General features: G+C 70.2%; 20 protein-coding genes. 9 read left to right on the forward strand and 11 right to left on the reverse strand.

The window, feature by feature from the left end; translation table 11 throughout:
- Positions 1 to 9 precede the first annotated feature (9 nt).
- The 7 genes from OG948_RS15105 to OG948_RS15135 all read right to left on the reverse strand — a co-directional run bounded on the left by OG948_RS15105 (position 10) and on the right by OG948_RS15135 (position 6,459).
- Positions 10 to 513: a SigE family RNA polymerase sigma factor gene (locus OG948_RS15105; RefSeq protein ID WP_406296975.1), complete on the reverse strand. Its 504-nt coding sequence runs from the start codon at positions 511 to 513 to the stop codon at positions 10 to 12.
- Between the two features lie 288 nt (positions 514 to 801).
- Complete coding sequence (locus OG948_RS15110; protein ID WP_406296976.1) at positions 802 to 990, reverse strand: hypothetical protein; 189 nt, start codon at positions 988 to 990, stop codon at positions 802 to 804.
- A 199-nt stretch (positions 991 to 1,189) separates the two neighbouring features.
- Positions 1,190 to 1,876, reverse strand: coding sequence for a DUF402 domain-containing protein (locus OG948_RS15115; RefSeq protein WP_406296978.1), 687 nt, complete (start codon positions 1,874 to 1,876; stop codon positions 1,190 to 1,192).
- A gap of 129 nt (positions 1,877 to 2,005) precedes the next feature.
- On the reverse strand, positions 2,006 to 3,421 hold the full coding sequence (locus OG948_RS15120; RefSeq protein WP_406296979.1) for a class II fumarate hydratase: 1,416 nt from the start codon (positions 3,419 to 3,421) through the stop codon (positions 2,006 to 2,008).
- 85 nt (positions 3,422 to 3,506) lie between these two features.
- Positions 3,507 to 4,154 (reverse strand): lactate utilization protein C, encoded by a 648-nt coding sequence (locus OG948_RS15125; protein WP_406296980.1) that lies wholly within the window; start codon positions 4,152 to 4,154, stop codon positions 3,507 to 3,509.
- The gene (locus tag OG948_RS15130) at positions 4,151 to 5,647 is read right to left on the reverse strand and encodes a lactate utilization protein B (RefSeq protein WP_406296982.1); all 1,497 of its coding nucleotides are present in this window, start codon (positions 5,645 to 5,647) and stop codon (positions 4,151 to 4,153) included. The genes OG948_RS15125 and OG948_RS15130 overlap by 4 nt, the downstream gene beginning before the upstream one ends.
- Positions 5,644 to 6,459, reverse strand: coding sequence for a (Fe-S)-binding protein (locus tag OG948_RS15135; protein WP_406296983.1), 816 nt, complete (start codon positions 6,457 to 6,459; stop codon positions 5,644 to 5,646). Before OG948_RS15135 ends, OG948_RS15130 begins: the two co-directional genes overlap by 4 nt.
- Positions 6,460 to 6,634: 175 nt before the next feature.
- On the opposite strand from OG948_RS15135, the gene OG948_RS15140 reads away from it, so the two are divergent.
- From OG948_RS15140 to OG948_RS15155, 4 genes are read left to right on the forward strand one after another with little or no spacing between them, the layout of a single operon-like run.
- The gene (locus tag OG948_RS15140; RefSeq protein WP_406296985.1) at positions 6,635 to 9,412 is read left to right on the forward strand and encodes an alpha/beta fold hydrolase; all 2,778 of its coding nucleotides are present in this window, start codon (positions 6,635 to 6,637) and stop codon (positions 9,410 to 9,412) included.
- Positions 9,412 to 10,308, forward strand: coding sequence for an ABC transporter permease (locus OG948_RS15145; protein WP_406296987.1), 897 nt, complete (start codon positions 9,412 to 9,414; stop codon positions 10,306 to 10,308). The genes OG948_RS15140 and OG948_RS15145 overlap by 1 nt, the downstream gene beginning before the upstream one ends.
- Positions 10,305 to 11,447: a damage-control phosphatase ARMT1 family protein gene (locus OG948_RS15150; RefSeq protein WP_406296988.1), complete on the forward strand. Its 1,143-nt coding sequence runs from the start codon at positions 10,305 to 10,307 to the stop codon at positions 11,445 to 11,447. The genes OG948_RS15145 and OG948_RS15150 overlap by 4 nt, the downstream gene beginning before the upstream one ends.
- Entirely contained in the window at positions 11,402 to 11,656 is a 255-nt protein-coding gene (locus tag OG948_RS15155; protein ID WP_406296990.1) for a hypothetical protein, read from the forward strand. The genes OG948_RS15150 and OG948_RS15155 overlap by 46 nt, the downstream gene beginning before the upstream one ends.
- Before the next feature lie 109 nt (positions 11,657 to 11,765).
- Here the strand turns inward: OG948_RS15155 and OG948_RS15160 are convergent, their stop codons facing one another.
- Complete coding sequence (locus tag OG948_RS15160; RefSeq protein WP_406296991.1) at positions 11,766 to 12,908, reverse strand: protein-L-isoaspartate(D-aspartate) O-methyltransferase; 1,143 nt, start codon at positions 12,906 to 12,908, stop codon at positions 11,766 to 11,768.
- 200 nt (positions 12,909 to 13,108) lie between these two features.
- Between OG948_RS15160 and OG948_RS15165 the strand changes: the two genes are divergently transcribed.
- Both OG948_RS15165 and OG948_RS15170 read left to right on the forward strand, forming a co-directional pair.
- Entirely contained in the window at positions 13,109 to 13,480 is a 372-nt protein-coding gene (locus tag OG948_RS15165; protein ID WP_406296993.1) for a hypothetical protein, read from the forward strand.
- A gap of 40 nt (positions 13,481 to 13,520) precedes the next feature.
- On the forward strand, positions 13,521 to 13,670 hold the full coding sequence (locus OG948_RS15170) for a hypothetical protein (RefSeq protein ID WP_406296995.1): 150 nt from the start codon (positions 13,521 to 13,523) through the stop codon (positions 13,668 to 13,670).
- 231 nt (positions 13,671 to 13,901) lie between these two features.
- Here OG948_RS15170 and OG948_RS15175 read toward each other — a convergent pair whose 3' ends face one another.
- From OG948_RS15175 to OG948_RS15185, 3 genes are all read right to left on the reverse strand, one after another.
- Positions 13,902 to 15,092 carry a methyltransferase domain-containing protein gene (locus OG948_RS15175; protein ID WP_406296997.1) on the reverse strand — a complete coding sequence of 397 codons (1,191 nt, stop codon included), beginning with the start codon at positions 15,090 to 15,092 and terminating at the stop codon, positions 13,902 to 13,904.
- A gap of 358 nt (positions 15,093 to 15,450) precedes the next feature.
- Complete coding sequence (locus tag OG948_RS15180) at positions 15,451 to 15,636, reverse strand: DUF397 domain-containing protein (RefSeq protein ID WP_406296998.1); 186 nt, start codon at positions 15,634 to 15,636, stop codon at positions 15,451 to 15,453.
- 11 nt (positions 15,637 to 15,647) lie between these two features.
- A complete protein-coding gene (locus OG948_RS15185; RefSeq protein ID WP_406297000.1) occupies positions 15,648 to 16,496 on the reverse strand; it encodes a helix-turn-helix domain-containing protein in 849 nt (282 codons plus the stop codon).
- A gap of 264 nt (positions 16,497 to 16,760) precedes the next feature.
- On the opposite strand from OG948_RS15185, the gene OG948_RS15190 reads away from it, so the two are divergent.
- The 3 genes from OG948_RS15190 (at position 16,761) to OG948_RS15200 (ending at position 19,037) form a co-directional block, all read left to right on the forward strand.
- Positions 16,761 to 17,189: an ATP-binding protein gene (locus OG948_RS15190; RefSeq protein WP_406297002.1), complete on the forward strand. Its 429-nt coding sequence runs from the start codon at positions 16,761 to 16,763 to the stop codon at positions 17,187 to 17,189.
- Between the two features lie 278 nt (positions 17,190 to 17,467).
- Positions 17,468 to 18,034, forward strand: coding sequence for a hypothetical protein (locus OG948_RS15195; RefSeq protein ID WP_406297003.1), 567 nt, complete (start codon positions 17,468 to 17,470; stop codon positions 18,032 to 18,034).
- A gap of 451 nt (positions 18,035 to 18,485) precedes the next feature.
- Positions 18,486 to 19,037, forward strand: coding sequence for a peroxiredoxin (locus tag OG948_RS15200; RefSeq protein WP_078976832.1), 552 nt, complete (start codon positions 18,486 to 18,488; stop codon positions 19,035 to 19,037).
- Positions 19,038 to 19,040: the final 3 nt, after the last annotated feature.

Below are 19,040 nucleotides of genomic sequence, written 5' to 3' on the forward strand. Positions count from 1 at the left end.
GGCGATCCCTCAGCTTTCCGTCGCGTACTGGTGGAGGTCTCCGAGCTCGGCCCGGAGCTTGGCCATCGAACGGGCGCACTGGCTCTTGACGTTGCCGGTGCTGCAGCGCAACAGCGCGGCGACGTTCTCCACGCTCAGGTCCTCCCAGTAGCGCAGGATGACCATCACGCGCGGCTTGGGCGGCAGCGTCGCCAGTGCCGCGAGCAGGGTCAGCCGCAGATCCGGGTGCCCTTCGACCGTGTGCGTCTCGGAGGCCAGTTCGTGCGCCGCCCTTTCGCGCCGCCGGCCGCGCTGCTCGCTCAGGAAGGTGCGGCTGAGCACGGTCTTGGCATACGCGTCCAGGTTCTCCGCGCGGCTCGCCCGCTTCCAGTGCCGAAACAGCTTGGCCAACGTGGTCTGGGCCAGGTCCTGGGCCCGGTCGGCGTCGCCGCACAACAGGTACGCGGTGCGATAGAGCTGATGTTGGCGCGCTCGCGCGTACTCCTCGAAATCTCGCTGTCCCGCCGTCGGCATCTCCGCCCCCTTGGTGTCACCCCGTTCAGAGCAGCCGACGGGCGAAAGGGTTGCAGCCGGATCCGCGCGAATCCGAAAAAGAAAGCGGGCCCGACCGGAGTCGGGCCCGAGCGTGGTGGTTCGGCTAGGAGCTGTCCGGCCGATCATGGCCCCGAGACGGTCGGCGCCCGGGCCGGCCCGCGCGTACCACCACGCCCTCCACGCGGGCCGACTCCGGCCGCCCCGGCCCCAGAGCTGACCCGAGGCGGCCAAGACCGAGGCCGCACAGTGGCGACAGCGAGGGAGCCGTCACTTCTTCAAGAGCACAATGATTCCGATGACACCGCCGACGATTCCCACGATCTCGGCAACGATGGTCGTGGTTGAGCGCTTTGGATCCTTTGCCCTTTCGTGCTCGATCCAAGCCATAACGAGCAGGTAGGCCGCGCTGCAGCCCAGCGCGAAAGCCACTCTCGACTCTTGCTCGCTCATCGCCATCGCGTGACTCCCCCTGATACTGTGCCGTTGCGCCAGCCTGCCAGAAGGGCTGTCTGCCGCGAGACGCCTTTCAGCCGGAAGAGCCCCCCAGAGCACGCCCTGCCTGCTCGCCAGACCTGCCATCGTCTGGGTCGGCACGCGATGGCAGGGCCAAGCAACCCAGCCGGCACAGCCCAGACGGTGATCGACCGGACAGGTCCTAGGCGATGCGGACGTTGTCCGCCCAGTCGTCCGGGAGTTGCGGCAGCGGCCAGGCCGGGTCCGGGCGCCAGTTCTCCCACCCCTGGTCGAACGGCGCGCCCCAGGCCCGGATCGCCTCGACGGCGGCCCGGCCCTCCGCCTCGATCGCCGCGACCTGCTCGTCGGTGAGCCGGCCCGCCTCCCGGGAGGCGGCCAGTTCGTCCTGGTCCTTGTACTCCCAGCGCCGGTCCGGGGTGACCCACACGTCCAGCACGTGGTCCTCGGTGTCCACGCCGCCGGCCCACCGGGTGCGCGGGCGTTCGAGGTTGACGTACCAGCCGGAGAAGCGCCAGTCGGCCTGCCAGAACAGCCAGACCGACCACGGTTCGCCGGGCCGGGCCAGCATCAGCACCCCCGTCCCGGTCCACTCGACGATCGAGGGGATCCGGCCGAGTCGGAATCTGCGTTCGATCGGGGCCGTGCGGATATCGGATCCGTCCGGCAACATCGGCTTGACGCGTGAGGTGCCGCCGGCCAGCCAGACGGCGAGCTGGTCCGGGTCGTCGCGGACGACGGTCACCGGACGACAGTCCAGGACCTGATCGCCGCGCAGATAGCGCCACAACACCTGGTCGCCGGGAGACCAGGTGCCGGCCGCGTAGCGGGGATCCTCGAAGTGCTCGTGTATGCGCAGGATGTTGGACATGACCTTGATTTACCCAGCGCCCGTGACACCTGACCGTGAGTCATGTTACGGGTGGGTCATCATGCGAAGAACATCACGGGTGTGGGCGTACACACCGGTCGCCGTGTGTGCGTCGTGTGACGCGTGGGGTCACGGTCGGGTCATCCCGAGCACGTCCAGCGCCGCGTCGAGTTCGGCCTCGGTCAGCCGCCCCTCGCGCACGTGCCCGCGCTCGATCACCACCTGCCGGATCGTCTTGCGCTCGGCCAGCGACTGCTTGGCGATCCGTGCCGCCTCCTCGTAGCCCAGGAAGCGGTTCAGCGGGGTGACCACCGATGGCGACGACTCGGCGTACTCGCGCATGCGCTCCACGTCGGCCTCGATGCCGGCCACCGTGCGATCGGCCAGCACCCGGGTCACGTTGCCGAGCAGCCGGATCGACTCGAGCAGGTTGCGGGCGATCACCGGCAACATCACGTTGAGCTCGAAGTTGCCCGCCGCGCCGCCGAAGGCCACCGCCGCGTCGTTGCCGATCACCTGCGCGACCACCTGGCCGACCGCCTCCGGGATCACCGGATTGACCTTGCCCGGCATGATCGAGCTGCCCGGCTGCAGATCCGGCAGGCGGATCTCGGCGAGCCCGGTCCGCGGCCCCGAGCCCATCCAGCGCAGGTCGTTGACGATCTTGTTCAGGCCGACCGCGATGGTGCGCAACTGGCCGGACAGCTCCACCAGCGCGTCCCGCGCCCCCTGCGCCTCGAAGTGGTCGCGCGCCTCGGTGAACGCCAGTCCGGTGGAGGCCGCGATCTCCGCGATCACCCGCGCCGAGAACCCCGGCGGGGTGTTGATGCCGGTGCCCACCGCGGTGCCGCCCAGCGGCAGTTCGACCACCCGCGGCAGGCTCGCCTGCAACCGCTCGACGCCGTAACGCACCTGCGCCGCGTACCCGCCGAACTCCTGCCCCAGGGTCACCGGTGTCGCGTCCATCAGGTGGGTGCGGCCGGACTTGACCACGTCGGCGAACTCGGTCGCCTTCGACTCCAGCGTGGACGCCAGGTGGTCGAGCGAGGGAATCAGCGCGTGGGTGACCGCTATCGCCGCCGCGATGTGGATCGAGGAGGGGAACACGTCGTTGGACGACTGGGACGCGTTGACGTGGTCGTTGGGGTGGACGTCCCGACCCAGGCGCTCGGTGGCCAGGGTGGCGAGCACCTCGTTCATGTTCATGTTCGAGGAGGTGCCCGAGCCGGTCTGGAACACGTCCACCGGGAACTGCTCGGCCCACCGGCCGGTCACGACCTCGGCCGCGGCCTGCTCGATGGCCTCCGCGACGTCCTTGTCCAGCACGCCGAGTTCGGCGTTGACCCGTGCCGCCGCGCCCTTGATCCGGGCCAGCGCCTCCACGTGCGCGGGCTCCAGTCGCTGCCCGGAGATCGGGAAGTTCTCGACGGCGCGCTGGGTCTGCGCGCGCCACTTTGCGGCGGCGGGCACCCGTACCTCGCCCATCGAGTCGTGCTCGATCCGGTATTCGCCGGTCGGACCTGCGGTCGGTGCGGTCTCGGACATCGCTGTGGCCTCCTGGAAAGCGTCCCAAGGGCCACAACGGCTCGCCGGCCCGACCTTGTTCCTGACGGGGTGACCCGACAGGTGGCTACCCGATCACCACCACGTGCAACGTGCGCGGCCCGTGCACGCCCTCCACCCGCCGGAGTTCGATGTCGCTGGTCGCCGAAGGGCCGGAGATCCAGGTCTGTGGCCGGCGCGGATCCAGCCGGGCGATCGCCTCCGGCACGGTGCCCACGATCTGGTCCGCGCGCACCACGCACAGGTGGTAGTCGGGCAGCAGGGTGAGCACCCGGCGACCCTGGTCCGGGCCGGTGTCCAGGACGATGGTGGCGGTCTCGGCAATGGCGAGCGCGCATCCGGTGGCCACCGCGTCGATCTCGCCGAGCGTGTCCCGACTCAGCTCGGGCGAGTCCACCACCACATCGACGCCGAGCCGGGCCAGCCAGGACAGCCGCCTCCCACGGGGCACCACCAGCCGGGTCACCCCCGCCCGGCGCAGCAGCTCGCTCGTGCCCAGCAGCAGGTCGCGGGCGTCGTGCACGCGCAGCACGGCGGCCTCGTAGTCGGCGACCCGCTCGGCGAACCGGCCGACCACGTCCAGGCCCACCGGGCGCTCGCGCCGATACGCCCGACGCACCGGCGGCGGCTTGGGGCGGTCGTCCAGGGCGGTGCGCAACCGGTCCAGGATCACCGTACGGGCCTCGCGGTCCGCCTCGTATCGCTCCACCGTCATTCCTCCAGACCGCCGTCGGTGCGCTTGTGCCAGGTCCGGAACGACTCGGGCGGCGGCGCGGGCGCGTCCCGTTCGGCGAACCACGCACCGAGCGGGCCGGTGAACCGCTTCGGCAACGGGATCCGACCGATCACCCCGTGCCTGGTGAACCGCGCGCCGACCCCGGCCACGTGCTGCGCGAAGCCGATCCGCCACGGCTTCTCGAAGGTCCACCGCACGGCCTTCATACCGGCGTCCTCGGCCCGGTCGTGCGGACCGCGCCCGCCGTCCACAACCTGTGCACGAAGGTGCACGAGCACCTCGGGGATGTCGATCCGCACCGGACAGGCGTCGAAGCACGCGCCGCACAGCGAGGACGCGAACGGCAACGACGCGGTCTGCGCGTCCACCCGGTGCCTGGCGATCCCGCGCAGCTGCGGGGTCAGGATCGCGCCGATCGGCCCGGGATACACCGACCCGTACGCGTGTCCCCCGGTGCGCTCGTACACCGGGCACACGTTCAGACAGGCCGAGCACCGGATGCAGCGCAAGGCCTGCCGGCCCACCGGATCGGCCAGCACGTCCGAGCGGCCGTTGTCGAGCAGGATCAGGTGGAACTCCTGCGGCCCGTCGCCGGGCGTCACCCCGGTCCACATCGAGGTGTACGGGTTCATCCGCTCACCGGTCGAACTGCGCGGGAGCAGTTGCAGAAACACCTCCAGGTCGCCCCACGTGGGCAGCAACTTCTCCACACCCAGCACGGTGATCAGCGTCTGCGGCAGGGTCAGGCACATCCGCCCGTTGCCCTCCGACTCGACCACGCACACCGTGCCGGTCTCGGCGATCGCGAAGTTGCCGCCGGAGACCGCGACCTCGGCCCGCAGGAACTTCTCCCGCAGATGCCGGCGCGCGGCGGTGGCCAGCGCACCCGGCTCGTCGCTCAGCCGCTCCGGCGCGGGGCGGCCCGCCCTGCCCATCTCGCGGACGAAGATCTCCCGGATCTCGGCCCGGTTGCGGTGGATCGCGGGCACCAGGATGTGCGACGGCAGGTCCTCGCCGAGCTGCACGACGAGCTGGGCCAGGTCGGTCTCCCACGCGTGGATGCCCGCCTCGGCCAGCGCGTTGTTGAGCTCGATCTCCTCGGTGGCCATCGACTTGACCTTGACCACCTCGTGCACGCCCTTGGCCCGGACGATCTCCACCACGATCGCGTTGGCCTCGGCCGCGTCCCGGGCCCAGTGCACGACGCCGCCCGCCGCGCGGACCGACACCTCCAGACGTTCGAGGTGGGCGGGCAGCCGGGCCAGCACGTCGTCCTTGATCGCCTCGCCGGCGCGCCGGAGCAATTCCCAGTCCGGCAGTTCGGCGACCACCTCGTCGCGCCGGGCCCGGATGGTGTGCGTGGCCTCGCGCAGGTTGGCCCGCTGCACGTCGTTCGCCAACTCGGCGCGCGCGGCCTCGGGGAACGGCGGCATCCCGACGAACGTGGGTTCCCTGCGTACGGGCGCGGTCATCGCGTCACCTCCGGTCCGTGGGCCCGCGCCGCGTCGAACCCGGACTCGGCGCCCAGCGCCGGTCCGTACGGCGGCACGTCCGGCAGCGCCGCGGTGTGCGCCAGGATGTCCGCGAGGTGCAGGACCCGAATGCCCGCGTGTTGCCGCGAGGCGAGTCCGCCGATGTGGGTCAGGCACGAGTTGTCGCCCGCGCACAACACCTGGGCGCCCGATTCCAGCACCGCGGCCACCTTGTCGTCGCCCATGGCCGCCGAGGTCTCCGCGTTCTTGACCGCGAACGTGCCGCCGAACCCGCAACACTCGTCCGCGCGCGGCAGGTCCACCAGGGTCAGGCCGCGCACCGCGCGCAGCAGCCGGGTCGGTCGGTCGCCCACCCGCAGCAGGCGCAGCGAGTGACAGGTGGGGTGGTACGCGACGCTGTGCGGGAAGTAGGCGCCCACATCGGTCACCCCGAGCACGTCGACCAGGAACTCGCTGAACTCGTACACCTTGGCCGCCACCCGCGCGACGCCGGCCGGCAGCGTGCCGCCCGCCTCCCGGGCCACGCTCGCGTGGTATTCGCGCACCATCGCGGTGCACGACCCGGACGGCACGATCACCGCGTCGAAGCCCTCGAAGGCGTCCACGAAGGAACGCACCAGCGGCACCGCGTCCTTGCGATACCCGGCGTTGAAGTGCATCTGCCCGCAGCACACCTGGCTGTACGGGAACTCCACCTCGTGTCCGAGGCGCCGCAGTACCCGGACCACGGACTTGCCGGTCTCCGGGAAGAGCGTGTCGTTGAAGCACGTGACGAAAAGGGCAAGGCGCACAATTGACCTCCTCGATCGACTGTACGGACGTCCTTCGGCGGGCGCCCGGCCACAGCCGCCGCACGCGTCCGGTCGTGTGAACCCGGAGGCGGGGTGTGGCACACCGGGTCGGGGCCGTTCGACGAGCGGGGGCCTTGTGCCCGACCTGCGAGGTCGCACCACGTAGGGTCGGCGCATGAGCCTCCGGACGGCACTCGGCCGCCCCTTCGCCGTCGCCCGTTCGCGGTTGACCACGCGTCGATCCCGTGTCCTGGCCGGTGTCCTCGCCCTGGTGGTGGTGATCATCGCGGTCGTGGGCGTCGGCGCCGTCGCCGGCGACGACCCGGCGACACCGGTGCACAGCAGCGAGCAGCGCCTGGACGTCGCCGCCGGGCCGGGCGATCCGGCCAGGATCGGCATCGATACGACGTTGTTCCTGCCGCCGGGAGTGCGCGAGCGCGCGCCCGCCGTGCTGCTCGCGCACGGATTCGGCGGCAGCAAGGCCGAGTTGCGCCGGGACGCGGAGGCGTTGGCCCGTTCGGGGTACGTGGTGCTGACCTACTCGGCACGCGGCTTCGGCGCCTCGGCCGGGCAGATCATGCTGGACCAGCCGGACTACGAGGTGGCCGACGCACGGGCGCTGATCGACTGGCTGGCCGCCCGGCCCGAGGTGCGCCTGGACGGACCGGGCGACCCGCGCGTGGGCATCGCGGGCGCCTCCTACGGCGGCGCGCTCGCGCTGCTGGCCGCGGCCCACGACCCGCGGGTGGACGCGATCGCGCCGCAGATCACCTGGCACGACCTCGCCGACGCGCTGTTGCCGAACGCGGCGGGCGGCGGGCCTGCCGACGGGGTGTTCAAGAAGATGTGGGCCGGTCTGTTCTTCTCGTCCGGGACCAGCCCGCTGGGCGGCCTGATCCCGATAGACGCGAACACCGGCTGCGGTCGGTTCGCCGAGCAGGTGTGCGCGATCTACCGCGAGGTGGCCGTCGGCGGGAGGTCCACGCCGCCGGCCGTCGACCTGCTCCGCCGGGCCAGTCCGGCGTCCGTGGCCGACCGGATCGCGGTGCCCACGCTGCTGATCCAGGGCCAGAACGACTCGCTTTTCCCGCTCGACCAGGCCGACCGCAACGCCGCCGCGATCGCGCGCAACGGCGCGCCGGTGGAGATGGTGTGGACGGCCGGCGGGCACGACGGCGGGCGACCGCAGAGCGCGATGGTGCGCGATCGGGTCACCGGTTGGTTCGACCGGTGGCTGAAGCCGGCGCAGGCCGCGCCGAAGGCCGGTACGCCGACCGCCGCCGGGCCGTTTCGGGTGACCCGCTCGGGCGGCGTGGACAGCGCCACCCGTGAGCAGCGGCTGCGGATCGCCGACACCGACCGCTATCCCGGCCTCGACGGCACCCGGCAGCGCGCGGTCGCGCTGGCCGGGCCGGAGCAGACCGTGGCCAATCCGCCGGGGGGTGCGCCGACCTCGGTGTCCGGGCTGCCCGGGCTCGGGGCGCTGGCCGGCGCCGGCAGCCTGGGCGCACTCGCGTCGAGCGCGGGCGACCTGGGCGGGATCGCGTTCGACCTCCCCGGGCAGAGCGCGTTCTTCCAGAGCGATCGCTTCGACCAGAGCACCTGGATCACCGGCTCGCCGACGGCACGCGTGCGGGTCTCGGGCGCCGACGACATCGTGTTGTTCGCCAAGCTCTACGACGTCGCGCCGAGCGGCGGCACCGTGCTGCCGCACCAGCTCGCGGCGCCGATCCGGGTGACCGGCGCCGCGGCCGGGCGGGACGTGGAGATCCGGCTGCCCGCGATCGACCACCAGGTCGACTCGGGGCACCGGTTGCGCCTGGTGCTCACCGCGACCGACCTGGGCTTCGCGTCGCCGGACGCGCCCGCGAGCTACCGGGTCGCGCTCGCCGGTCCGCTGACCGTGCCGTCGGTGCCGCAACTGCACGTGGCCTCGACCGGCTACCCGTGGTGGACGTGGGGCCTGCCGCTGATCGCGGTACTCGTCGCGGGTGTCCTGTTGCTCACCGGGCGGCGGCGGGCCGTCACCAGGGCCCCGGACCCGGCGTTGGCCGAGGTGCCGCTGCGGATCCACGGGCTGACCAAGCGGTACAAGGGCGGCAAGCTCGCCGTCGACGACCTGTCCTTCCGGGTGGAGGCGGGCCAGGTGCTCGGCCTGCTCGGCCCCAACGGCGCGGGCAAGACCACGACGCTGCGGATGCTGATGGGGCTGATCCTCCCGGACGACGGCGAGATAAGGATCTTCGGTCGGGTGGTCGGCCCCGGGGCGCCGGTGTTGTCCCGGCTCGGCTCGTTCGTCGAGGGTCCCGGCTTCCTGCCGCATCTGTCCGGGCGGGAGAACCTGTCGCTGTACTGGCGCGCCACCGGCCGCCCGCACGCCGACGCGCACTTCGACGAGGCGCTGGAGATCGCCGGCCTGGGCGAGGCGCTGGATCGCAACGTGCGCACCTACTCGCAGGGCATGCGGCAACGGCTGGCCATCGCGCAGGCGATGCTCGGCCTGCCGGACCTGCTCGTGCTGGACGAACCCACCAACGGGCTCGACCCGCCGCAGATCCGGGCGATGCGCGACGTGCTGATCGGCTACGCGGCCACCGGCCGCACCGTGGTGGTCTCCAGCCACCTGCTGGCCGAGGTCGAACAGACCTGTACGCACGTCGTGGTGATGCACCGGGGCCGGCTGATCGCCGCCGGTCCGGTCGAGGAGATCGTCGGCAACGGCAACACGCTGGTGATCGGGACCCCCGTTCCGGACCTGGCGATCGCGACGCTCAAGGATCTGCCGGGCGTCGGCTCGGTGGAGCCCGAGGAGGGCGGTGTGCTCGTGCATCTCGCGGGCGCGCAGACCTCCGTCCTGGTGGCCGAACTGGTCGGCGCGGGCGTCGCGGTGGACCGGGTGACCGCGCGCCGCCGCCTGGAAGACGCGTTCCTGACGCTCATTGGGGAGTCCTGATGACCCGTACGCTCCCCGAACTGCCGATTGACGAGGGCGCGCACCCGATCCCGGGCGCGGCGCACGCGCACGGTTACCGACCTCGGCACACGCTGCCCGTGTGGGTGGAGACCGTGCGTCAATTCCGGCGCCGGCGCACGTTGTTCATGATCGGGCTGCTGCTCGCGTTGCCGTGGATCCTGGTCGCCGCGTTCAAGATCGGCGGCGATCCGTCGGCGGACGCGGTGCCCACGCTGGTGGACGTGGCGACCAAGAGCGCGCTCAACTTCACCGCGTTCACGCTGTTCGTCTCGACCGGCTTCCTGCTGGTCGTGGCGGTGGCCCTGTTCTGCGGCGACACCGTTGCCAGTGAGGCGAGTTGGTCCTCGCTGCGGTATCTGCTGGCGGCGCCGGTACCGCGCGCGCGGCTGCTGCGGGTCAAGCTGGTGGTCGCGCTGGGCTACAGCGTGCTGGCCCTGGTGCTGCTGCCGCTGATGGCGATGATCGCGGGCACGATCGCGTTCGGCTGGGGCCCGTTGGACCTGCCGGTGGGGGCCTCGCTGCCCACCGGCGAGGCGCTCGGGCGAATGTCGGTCGTGGTCGTGTACGGCGTGGTGGCGCAACTGGTGGTGATGGGCATCGCGTTCTGGTTGTCCACGGTCACCGACGCGCCGCTGGGCGCGGTGGGCGGCGCGGTCGGCCTGGTGGTGGTCTCCAACATCGTGGACGCGGTGACGGCGCTCGGCTCGTGGCGGGACTACCTGCCCACGCACTGGCAGTTCGCGTGGGTCGACGTGCTCCAGACCGACCCGCAATGGGACGGCATGATCAAGGGCAGCGCGGTCTCGGTCGCGTACGCGGTGGTCTTCCTGGCCCTGGCCTTCCGGCACTTCGGGCGCAAGGACATCGTGTCGTGACGTCTGCTTCGGCACCGGTGATCACGGGCGGCGAGCCGGGGTCGTTCGCGCGGTCGGTGCTCGCGGAGCGGCATCCGGCGCTGATCGCACGGGTGCGGGAGGCGTTCCCGTGGCCGCCCGAGCGCGGGCGGAAGCTGGACGCGCTGCTCGACGAGATCACCGAAGGGGTGATCACGCCGCTCGGGCCCGAAGCGCACGACGGTGGTGTGTGGGATGCCGCCCACCTGGGCCGCTCGTGGTTCGACGTGCCGTTTCTGTGGGCGGAGAGCTACTTCTATCGCCGGTTGCTCGCGGCGACGGGCTACTTCGAGGACGGTCCGTGGCACGGGGTCGACCCCTTCGCGCCGTTCAAGCGCGACGAGTTGCGCGGTGCGGTGGTGGACGAGGAGTTGGCCGCGCTCGACGGTCTCGGCGCGGAGTCGGGCGACGCGCTCCTGCACGGCGCGTTGTGGGGGAACCGGGCCGACCTGGGCTTTCGCATCTCCTCCTCGGCCGACGACCCCGCCTCGTCGCACCTGGTCGCCGACGACAGCGGCCGATTGTGGTCTCTGCTCCCGGTCGGCGGCGCGGCCGAGGTGCACCTGATCGCGGACAACGCCGGCCGAGAGTTGATTCCGGACCTGGTGCTGCTCGACCACCTGTTGCACACGGGGCGGGCCGCCAAGGCCGTGCTCCACCTCAAGCCGTATCCGTACTTCGTCTCCGACGCCACCACGGCCGACTTCCTGGCCGCGCTGGACCGCCTGCGGAGCGCACCCGGCCGCGCCCGCGACATCGGCGCCCGCGTGTGGTCGGCGCTGGGCACCGGTCGGCTCGCGGTGGGCGCCCACGCGTTCTTCTGCGCGCCTCTCCCCTATGACGCGATGCCCGACGACCTGCGCCGGGACCTTTCGAAGGCCACCGTCACCGTCCTCAAGGGCGACCTCAACTACCGCCGCCTGGTGGGCGACCGACGTTGGCCCCCCGGCACGCCGTTCGCCGAGCGGGTCGCCCACTTCCCCGGCCCCACGGCCGCCCTGCGCACCCTCAAGTCGGACGTGGTGGTCGGCCTCGACACCGCCACGTCGACCGCCTTGGACGCGAGCGGGCAGGGGTGGCGCACCAGCGGCACACATGCCCTGATCCAGGTGAGCGGCTGACACGGCCTGTTCTCCCGGTCGGGCGAACGTCCGGCACGCTGCGCACCCACGACGCGCCGCTGTCGACCATCGCCCGCGACGTCGGCGGCATCTCCGAGTTCGCCTTCGCCAAGACCTTCGAACGCGAATACGGCACCGCCCCCGGCACCTACCGCCGCAACAACACACGCGACTTCGCCCCCGCCGAACACATGGACATCACCCCGTGAGGCCGACCCGACCGGGAGTTGCCAGGGACAGTTCCTCGGGTTCGCTGATCAGGACGATTCCGGTGAAGTCTCAGGCTCTGGATTCGCGCGGACAGGTTGTCCTTGCGCGTCAGCCGTACGTGGCGGACCACTTGCCGCGCGTGAAGTGGCATACGCCGTCGGGGGTGATGTGCACACGGCTGCCGTAAATCGGTAGGCCTCCCTCAGCGTTCAGCCGGTGTCTGATGCGCTCCAGCTCCGCCCACAATCGACGCGGGCCACCTTGATGGACTGCGGGCGGCTCGATCCGGTTCGCCGAGGCGCGTGCCCATGAACCGTCCGCGTGCACGAGCCACGCCGTCCGCTGCTCGCCTCGCTCCTCGTAGTGGGCCTCGACGCCCGGTGCGGCGAGTTCGAGCATGGAACGCAGTTCCCACGCCTCCGCGACGTTGAGCACCGGATAGCGGCCCTGGGTCACCTGCTCACCCTCGCGGTCGCGTACGGCCGCCAACACGGCGCCCGCCCCGGGCTCGTAGTCGGTACCGGTGCGGGTGCTCATGAACCCGGCGCGGTCCCACTCGACCACCCCGCGTGCTGTGCCGTCGGCACCCTTGTCGGCCGTGACGATCACCTGCATCCGCGCGAGGGTCGTCACGAGCCGACCACCGGGGCGCAGTGCGGCAAGCACGCCGGCAAGGTTGCCCAACGCGACCATGGACACGATGCGATCGAAGTCGCCCGGGAGTGGCCCCGTCGCGTCGCAGGTGCCTATGTGGGGCGCCAAGCCGATCCCGGCAAGCCGTGCCGTGGCCACCTCGGTCAGGTATGGGTCGACGTCGAAGGCCGTGACGTACTTGTCACCGAGCCGGTGCGCCGCAACTGCGGTACCGGCTCCCGTTCCCGTGCCGATCAACGCGAGGTCGGTCCCGTCGTAGAGCAACCCGTGGCGCAACATCCGCACGACCAGGCCGGGCATGGTGCTCGACGAGGTGGGCACCCCGGTCGGCCGGTCCTCGGGGCCCGTATCGTCGGCGTGCCTCGGGCCGACCCGCGTGACCAAGGACGTATCCGAGTAGGCCGCACGCAGCCACGCCCCTTCGTCCGCACGCCCGTCGCGCAGCCTCCAGGTGCCGTCGCCCGCTCGCTCCCACCACTTGGGGACGAAGAGGTGCCGGGGGGTGGCGGCGAGCGCGGGCCGCCACCGGGAGGTGGGCGGCGTCACCTCGACCGCGAGCCGTTCGGCATAGGGCTTCCAGTCCACGGGCAGCCTCACTCGTCGTACTTCGGTTCGCACGCGTCCGGTCGCCTGCCCAAAAACGGGTGGTGCCGCGATCATGTCGGGCGGTGCGGTCGCGGTCGGAGCCTGTGGTCGGCTTCACGCCGTTGCGCGTTCACGAGTCCCGGCCTTGAACCCGATGCGTGACAGAGAGCACACTGACAGTACGGGATCGGAAGCAAAGGAGGCACGCCCACATGGGCGACAGTACCGACGAACACCAGGGCGCACCGCAGGACGGGCCGGAAGAGGACAAGACCGTCTTTCGCACCCGGGTAAATGGCCGGCTGATCGAAACACCTGCCACGATCGCCGGAATCCGCGCGGCTCTGCCAGAGGACCGCCGCGAGGAATTCGACAAGGCGATCGAGCACACGCCCGCGCGGGACATGCTCCTGGTCATGAACCAGTGGGCGCGGACCACCCGGCCGGAAATCGACGAGGCCACCCGCCGCGAGCACGACCGGGTGGAGGCCCTGGCCCTTGCGGCTGAAGCGCGCATCATCATGGGGGAGGACCCGGATGTCGTACAGGGTGACTTTCAGTCCGGAGTGCGAGAGGGCACTTAGAGATCTCAGCAGCTCACAGCGCCGGGACCTGGACAACGGCATGGCCCGTGTTGCGAACGACCCATACGGGTGCGGGAGTTCGCAGACCTACCACAAGGACCGGCGCATCGTGACGTGCGGATCGGTGATCGCCGAGTACCAGGTGAGCACCAGCATCCTCACTGTGACCGTGGTCCGAGTGCACGGATAGGTCGACACACGGCTGCCTTCCAGGGCCTGCGTTCATCGGCCAACTCCGTAGGGCAATCGCGTCCTTACGGGACCCTGCCTCTGTAAACACAGCAGCGAGCGCGTTCGCGACTGGCAGCGGCAAGAGCCGAACGCAGGGCAACGGCATAGCTGCGCGACTACCGAATCCACGTTGCCTCTCGCTCGCACCGGGCGGATGGGGGGTTTCGACGAGGGCGGGGTTCGCCGGGGCTCAGTGGTGTCGGATGGGAACGGGATTGCGCGGGTCGTCCAGCCAGAGTTGTTCGGTGCCGGTCGCGTCGACGGTGAGGCCGAAGCGGTGGAAGTCGGGACGGCCTTGGTCGTCCCACCACCGCCAGGCGGTTTCGAGTTCGGTCCACAGGCGGCGTGGGCCGGATTGGGCGATTTCGAAGCTGCCGGCGCCGGGAATGTGGTCGGCGGTTGCCCAACTGGTGACGTCGGTGTCGAACAGCCAGAGGCGGTAGGGCTCGTCACCACTGGTTCCGCCACCGGTGATGTCCAGGAAGACGCCTGGGACCTGGACGCCGATCGCGAACATCGCGATCCAGTCGCCGACATCGTCGGGCGAGAGGGTGGTCACCGCGCGTTCGGCGGCTGCGGGCCACGGGTCGGTCAGGTAGCGCGAGCGCGGGGGCTCGATCTTGCGTTCCTGGCGCATCCGCATGAAGGCCGAGGACGAGACGAAGTGGCCCGATGCGGAGCCGTCTCGACCGACGACGAGGCGGGCGATTCCTTCGCCACCGTAGAACGGACCCCATGGCGTCACGACGACTCCGCCGGGTCGTGTCTGTGCTGTCCAGGCGGGCGGGATGTGGCTCACGGACGCGGTGGCGATCACCCGATCGAACGGGGCAAGGTCTGCGCGTCCCACTCGACCATCGCCTACGAGACAACGCGGCTCGAAGCCTGCCGATGCGAGGCGCTTGCGGGCCGAGTGCGCAACGTCCTGATCGACTTCGATGGTGACGACGTTTCGGGCGCCGACGCGGGCGGAGAGCAGCGCCGCGTTCCACCCGGTCCCGGTGCCGATTTCGAGGACTCGATCGCCGTCCTCGACGCTCAGCGCGTTCAGCATGGTGAACACCATGGTCGGCATGCTGCTCGAAGACGAAGGGAGCACGCCCGTTCCGGGTCCGTCGTAGGTGCCGTCGTCCCATTGGGTCGTGATCGGTACGTCGCTGTGCACGCTCGCCCACCACGCGTCGGGATCGTCCTGCCGAACCAGGCGACCCTCCTGCCGCACGCCGTTTCCGCTCCCCGGCCAGATCACGTCCGGCACAAAGAGGTGTCGAGGCGCGACTCGGAGGGCCGACACCCATTCTTCGGCCAGTACGCCGCTCGCGATGAGCCCGGAGGCCAGTCCACCCGGCCCGGCCTCGGGGCTGATCTCGTCCTGCGTCATCTCGCCCTCAGGGCTTCGGTTGTGCCGGTGCCGGATTCTGGCCGTCGCTGGGGTTTCCGTGCTCCCCCGGCCCCTTCCCTCCGTGCTTGTTCCCGCTGTTGCTGTCGTTGTCCTTGTTGCCCTTCTGCGGGTCGCCGCCCATGAAACTACCTTTCGTGACTTTGGAGCTACTTATGGTGAGTATGCTCGCCGAGTCCGGCCGTCCGCAAGCTCCAATCCGCAATTTGTGTTCCCTAAGTCACCGACAGGGACGCCCTCGACCTGGGCGTCACGGGCATACCGCGACCCAAAGCCGAAAGAGCGCCGAACACGCCAGAGCCCCCGACGACGTCGGGGGCTCTGCTGGGTGCCGGCGGATCTAGTGCTTGATCACGTCGATGAGTGCCGCCCAAGCCTTCGCCGAGTACAGGCCCACTGGGCCGTCGGTCCATTTCGAGTCGCGCACCGCGGCACGGCCTGCGATAGCCGCCGCCTCGACGCAGTTGTTCGAACCGGTGCCGCTATAGCTGCTCTTGCGCCAGGCCCGGACTACGTCTTCGGTCACATTTTCGAGCATCACAGTCCCTCTGCTATCCGCTGGATCAGTTGAACGGACTCGTCGGGTGGCAACGCGCCCGCCATGAGTCGGTGGAAAGCATGGTCGTACACCGCGACTTCATCCTCGGCCTCGACGAAAACAGCACCCGTGGCCGTGTCTTCGTACACGACAGGCGGATCACCTGTGCCGAAATGCAGCAGCGTGAAGGGGCTGTCGATGGCGCTGTACAGGCCGGACCCCAGAGGCAGCACCTGAATCTCCACGTTGGGACGCTCGGCATGTTCGACGAGAGCCAGGAGTTGCGCCTTCCGCACCGCCGGAGGCGCGACGCCGTGGTGCAGTGCCGCCTCCCCGACAACCACCCAGAACGCGAAGTTCGATCGCTCGAGTAGTTGCTGCCTGCGCTGCCGCACAGCCACGCGCTCGTCCAAGAGGTTCGGGTCGCTTGAACCCCTGTTCCCCATCATCAGCGCCCGCGTGTATTCCGGCACCTGCAACAAGCCCGGCAGAAACGTGACTTCATAGCTGAAGACCTTCGTCGCCTCGCTTTCCAGCCCCAGAAAGGCGCTGAACTGGGCGGACAGTGCGCCGTGGAACTGCACCCACCAGCCGCGCTGACGGCTGTCCTTGGCCAACTGGACATACGCCTCAACGGCGGCTTGGTCCTCGACGCCGTACAGAGCGAGCATCTTCCGAAGGTCGATGGGCCGGACTCCACTGCGAGCATTCTCGATCCGGCTGATCTTGGAGTCGTCACACTCCAGCGCCGCGGCAACCGCATCCTGATCCAGCCCCGCCGCTTCACGCAACCGCTTCAACTCACCGGCGAGACGTCGCCGCCTCACGGTCGGTGGCGTGTCAGCCATCTCCGAACCTCCCATCCGCCATGGAGGAAGCCTAGGCGCGAGCAGCCACGATCGAGAACCACAAAGATCCATCCGCAACTTGCGGATTGAGTTCTTGATGCCGCATGCTCAACGAACGGGCAACTACACATAGTGCGATTTCATGCACCGTGTGCAAAGGGAGCCTGCTGCCTCCCATCAGGAGCGATTCACATGGATCCAGCACTTTCGGAGCCGTTCTCCATCCTTTTCGGCAAGGACGCCGAACCCGGGCCCGGTGCCGAGTTGATAGCCCGGCTGACCACGCGGATCGATGCCGAGTCGCTGCGGGGGCTCGTGGACGACGTCGTCGGATTCGTCGGGGGCGACTGCGATACCGCGTTCGAAGTTCGCGTGTGTCTGGCCGAGTTGCACAGCAATGCGGTTCGGCATGCCGGTGGGGCAACTCGGGTGCGGGTCTGGCGGCTGGCGGCTGCGAATCGACTTCTGGTGGCCGTTGGGGACAAGTGCCCCCGTCCGCCCGAGCGTTGCACAGAACCGGCCCTCGACGCCGAGGGCGGGCGCGGGGTGGTGCTCGTGGAGGCGCTCTCCTCCGCCAACGGCCATGTGGTGCATGCGGCCGGGAAGGACGTCTGGTTCGCCGTCGCGATCGCGCGCCGCCCATCACGGACGCACCCACGATCCGCAACGGTCACCGGCACGCACGGCCGTTGAAAGTCACCTCGCTGCGCGCGTGACACTCCCCCGCGCACCGAGGTCCTATGCCGCCCGCCCCACATCACGGGACGGGCGGAGGGGGTGGGGGCGACCTGGACAGCTGACCCCACCCCCGGCGTGCCCAACACAAACAGAGAGGACACGGGTCAACGATGACAGATGATCTCGCAGGTATTGGCCGGCGCGACCTGGGCGGTCGCTCGGGGCTCGAACGGGTGCCGGATCGGCGAATGCGGTTGCCGATTCCCGCACCTGGTCGGGGCGTTCCCGAGCCGATGGGCGCATCCGCAGCCGTCGTGTGGACGGTCTTCGGCACCTCGACCGCGCTCGTGCGCCTCGACCGCCCGCTCCGGGCCGCCGTCCCCGACGGGACGGGCGAGGCGACGACCACGCATGCCATGACCCCGACGCAACGGGTCGCGGGATGGTCGACCGGCGAGGAGATCGCCAAGGCCGCCGCGTTCGTCGCGCGCTATCGGGACGCGTGGTGTCGGGACGGCCACACCGGACGCGAGGGCATCCTCACCGCCGTGAACGGGCGAAGCGCCTACCTGCGCGCCAAGAACGGGGTCGAGTTCACGTGTCGGCTGCCGGCCCTGGTGGTCCTCCGACTCCCACCCCCGCGCCTGTATCGACGGGTGCGTTACGTCGGCAAGGACGATGCGGCCCGCCGCCCGCCAGGGGAGATCACCGAACTGTGGGCGGTCACCAACGGCACCCTCGCCACCGTGCAACCACCCACCGGCCCCGCCTGGTTCGCCTTGCTCGCCGACCTCGAACGCGACCTGCCCACCGGACCCGTGGCCGAGTGGGACGACCCGCCGTTCACCCCCGACACGTAGACGGACGGCCGTGCGGGTGACCGTAGGACCAGCGCCGAGCGATCCCGGCGCGGCGATGCCCGGTTCGCCGCCGCGCCCTCACCCCCGCCACCCTGTCACCATGTGTAATCAACCCGGTCACCCACTCGGCGCACACGACGCAGGCCCGCCCAGGTCCGCCCGACCTCGCCCGCCCGATCGCAAGATCATCCCAATGTCCCGATTCGGTGTTCGACGGATCGGCGCGTATGCTCCTCCTCCGCCGCCCACGGCGACCCCGATCGGCGGTCGAACGTGCGAGCGTGTGCGTTGAGCTGGGCGTTTCCCGCCGCACGCGCACTGATAGGTGATCACGATCAATGGTTGAGGCATTGCTTATTTCATCTATCAATTTGGCCGTGGCATCGTGATCACCGTACGTCCGACCGGGCGGGTGAACCTGCCCGTCCGGCCCCTTCGCGGAGGAGATCCAGTGCTTACTGTCGGTAACCAGTTCCCCGAGTACGACCTCACCGGCGTCGTGTCGCTGGAGGCGGACAAGGCCTTCGAGCAGATCACCAACAAGTCCTACGACGGCAAGTGGCGCGTGGTGTTCTTCTGGCCGAAGGACTTCACCTTCGTGTGTCCGACCGAGATCGCCGCGTTCGGCCGCCTCAACGAGGACTTCCAGGACCGCGACGCGCAGCTGCTCGGCGTATCCGTGGACTCCGAGTTCGTGCACCTGGCCTGGCGCAAGGACCACCCGGACCTGACCGACCTGCCCTTCCCGATGTTGTCCGACCTCAAGCGCGAGCTGTCCTCGGCCGCCGGCGTGCTCAACGCCGACGGTGTCGCGGACCGCGCGGTCTTCATCATCGACCCGAACAACGAGATCCAGTTCGTCATGGTCACCGCCGGCTCGGTGGGCCGTAACCCCGACGAGGTCCTGCGGGTCCTCGACGCGCTGCAGACCGACGAGCTGTGCCCGTGCAACTGGCAGAAGGGCGGCGAGACCCTCGACGCCGCCAAGCTGATGGACGCCTGATCC

Source organism: Embleya sp. NBC_00888 (genome assembly GCF_045207655.1).
Taxonomy (GTDB): domain Bacteria; phylum Actinomycetota; class Actinomycetes; order Streptomycetales; family Streptomycetaceae; genus Embleya.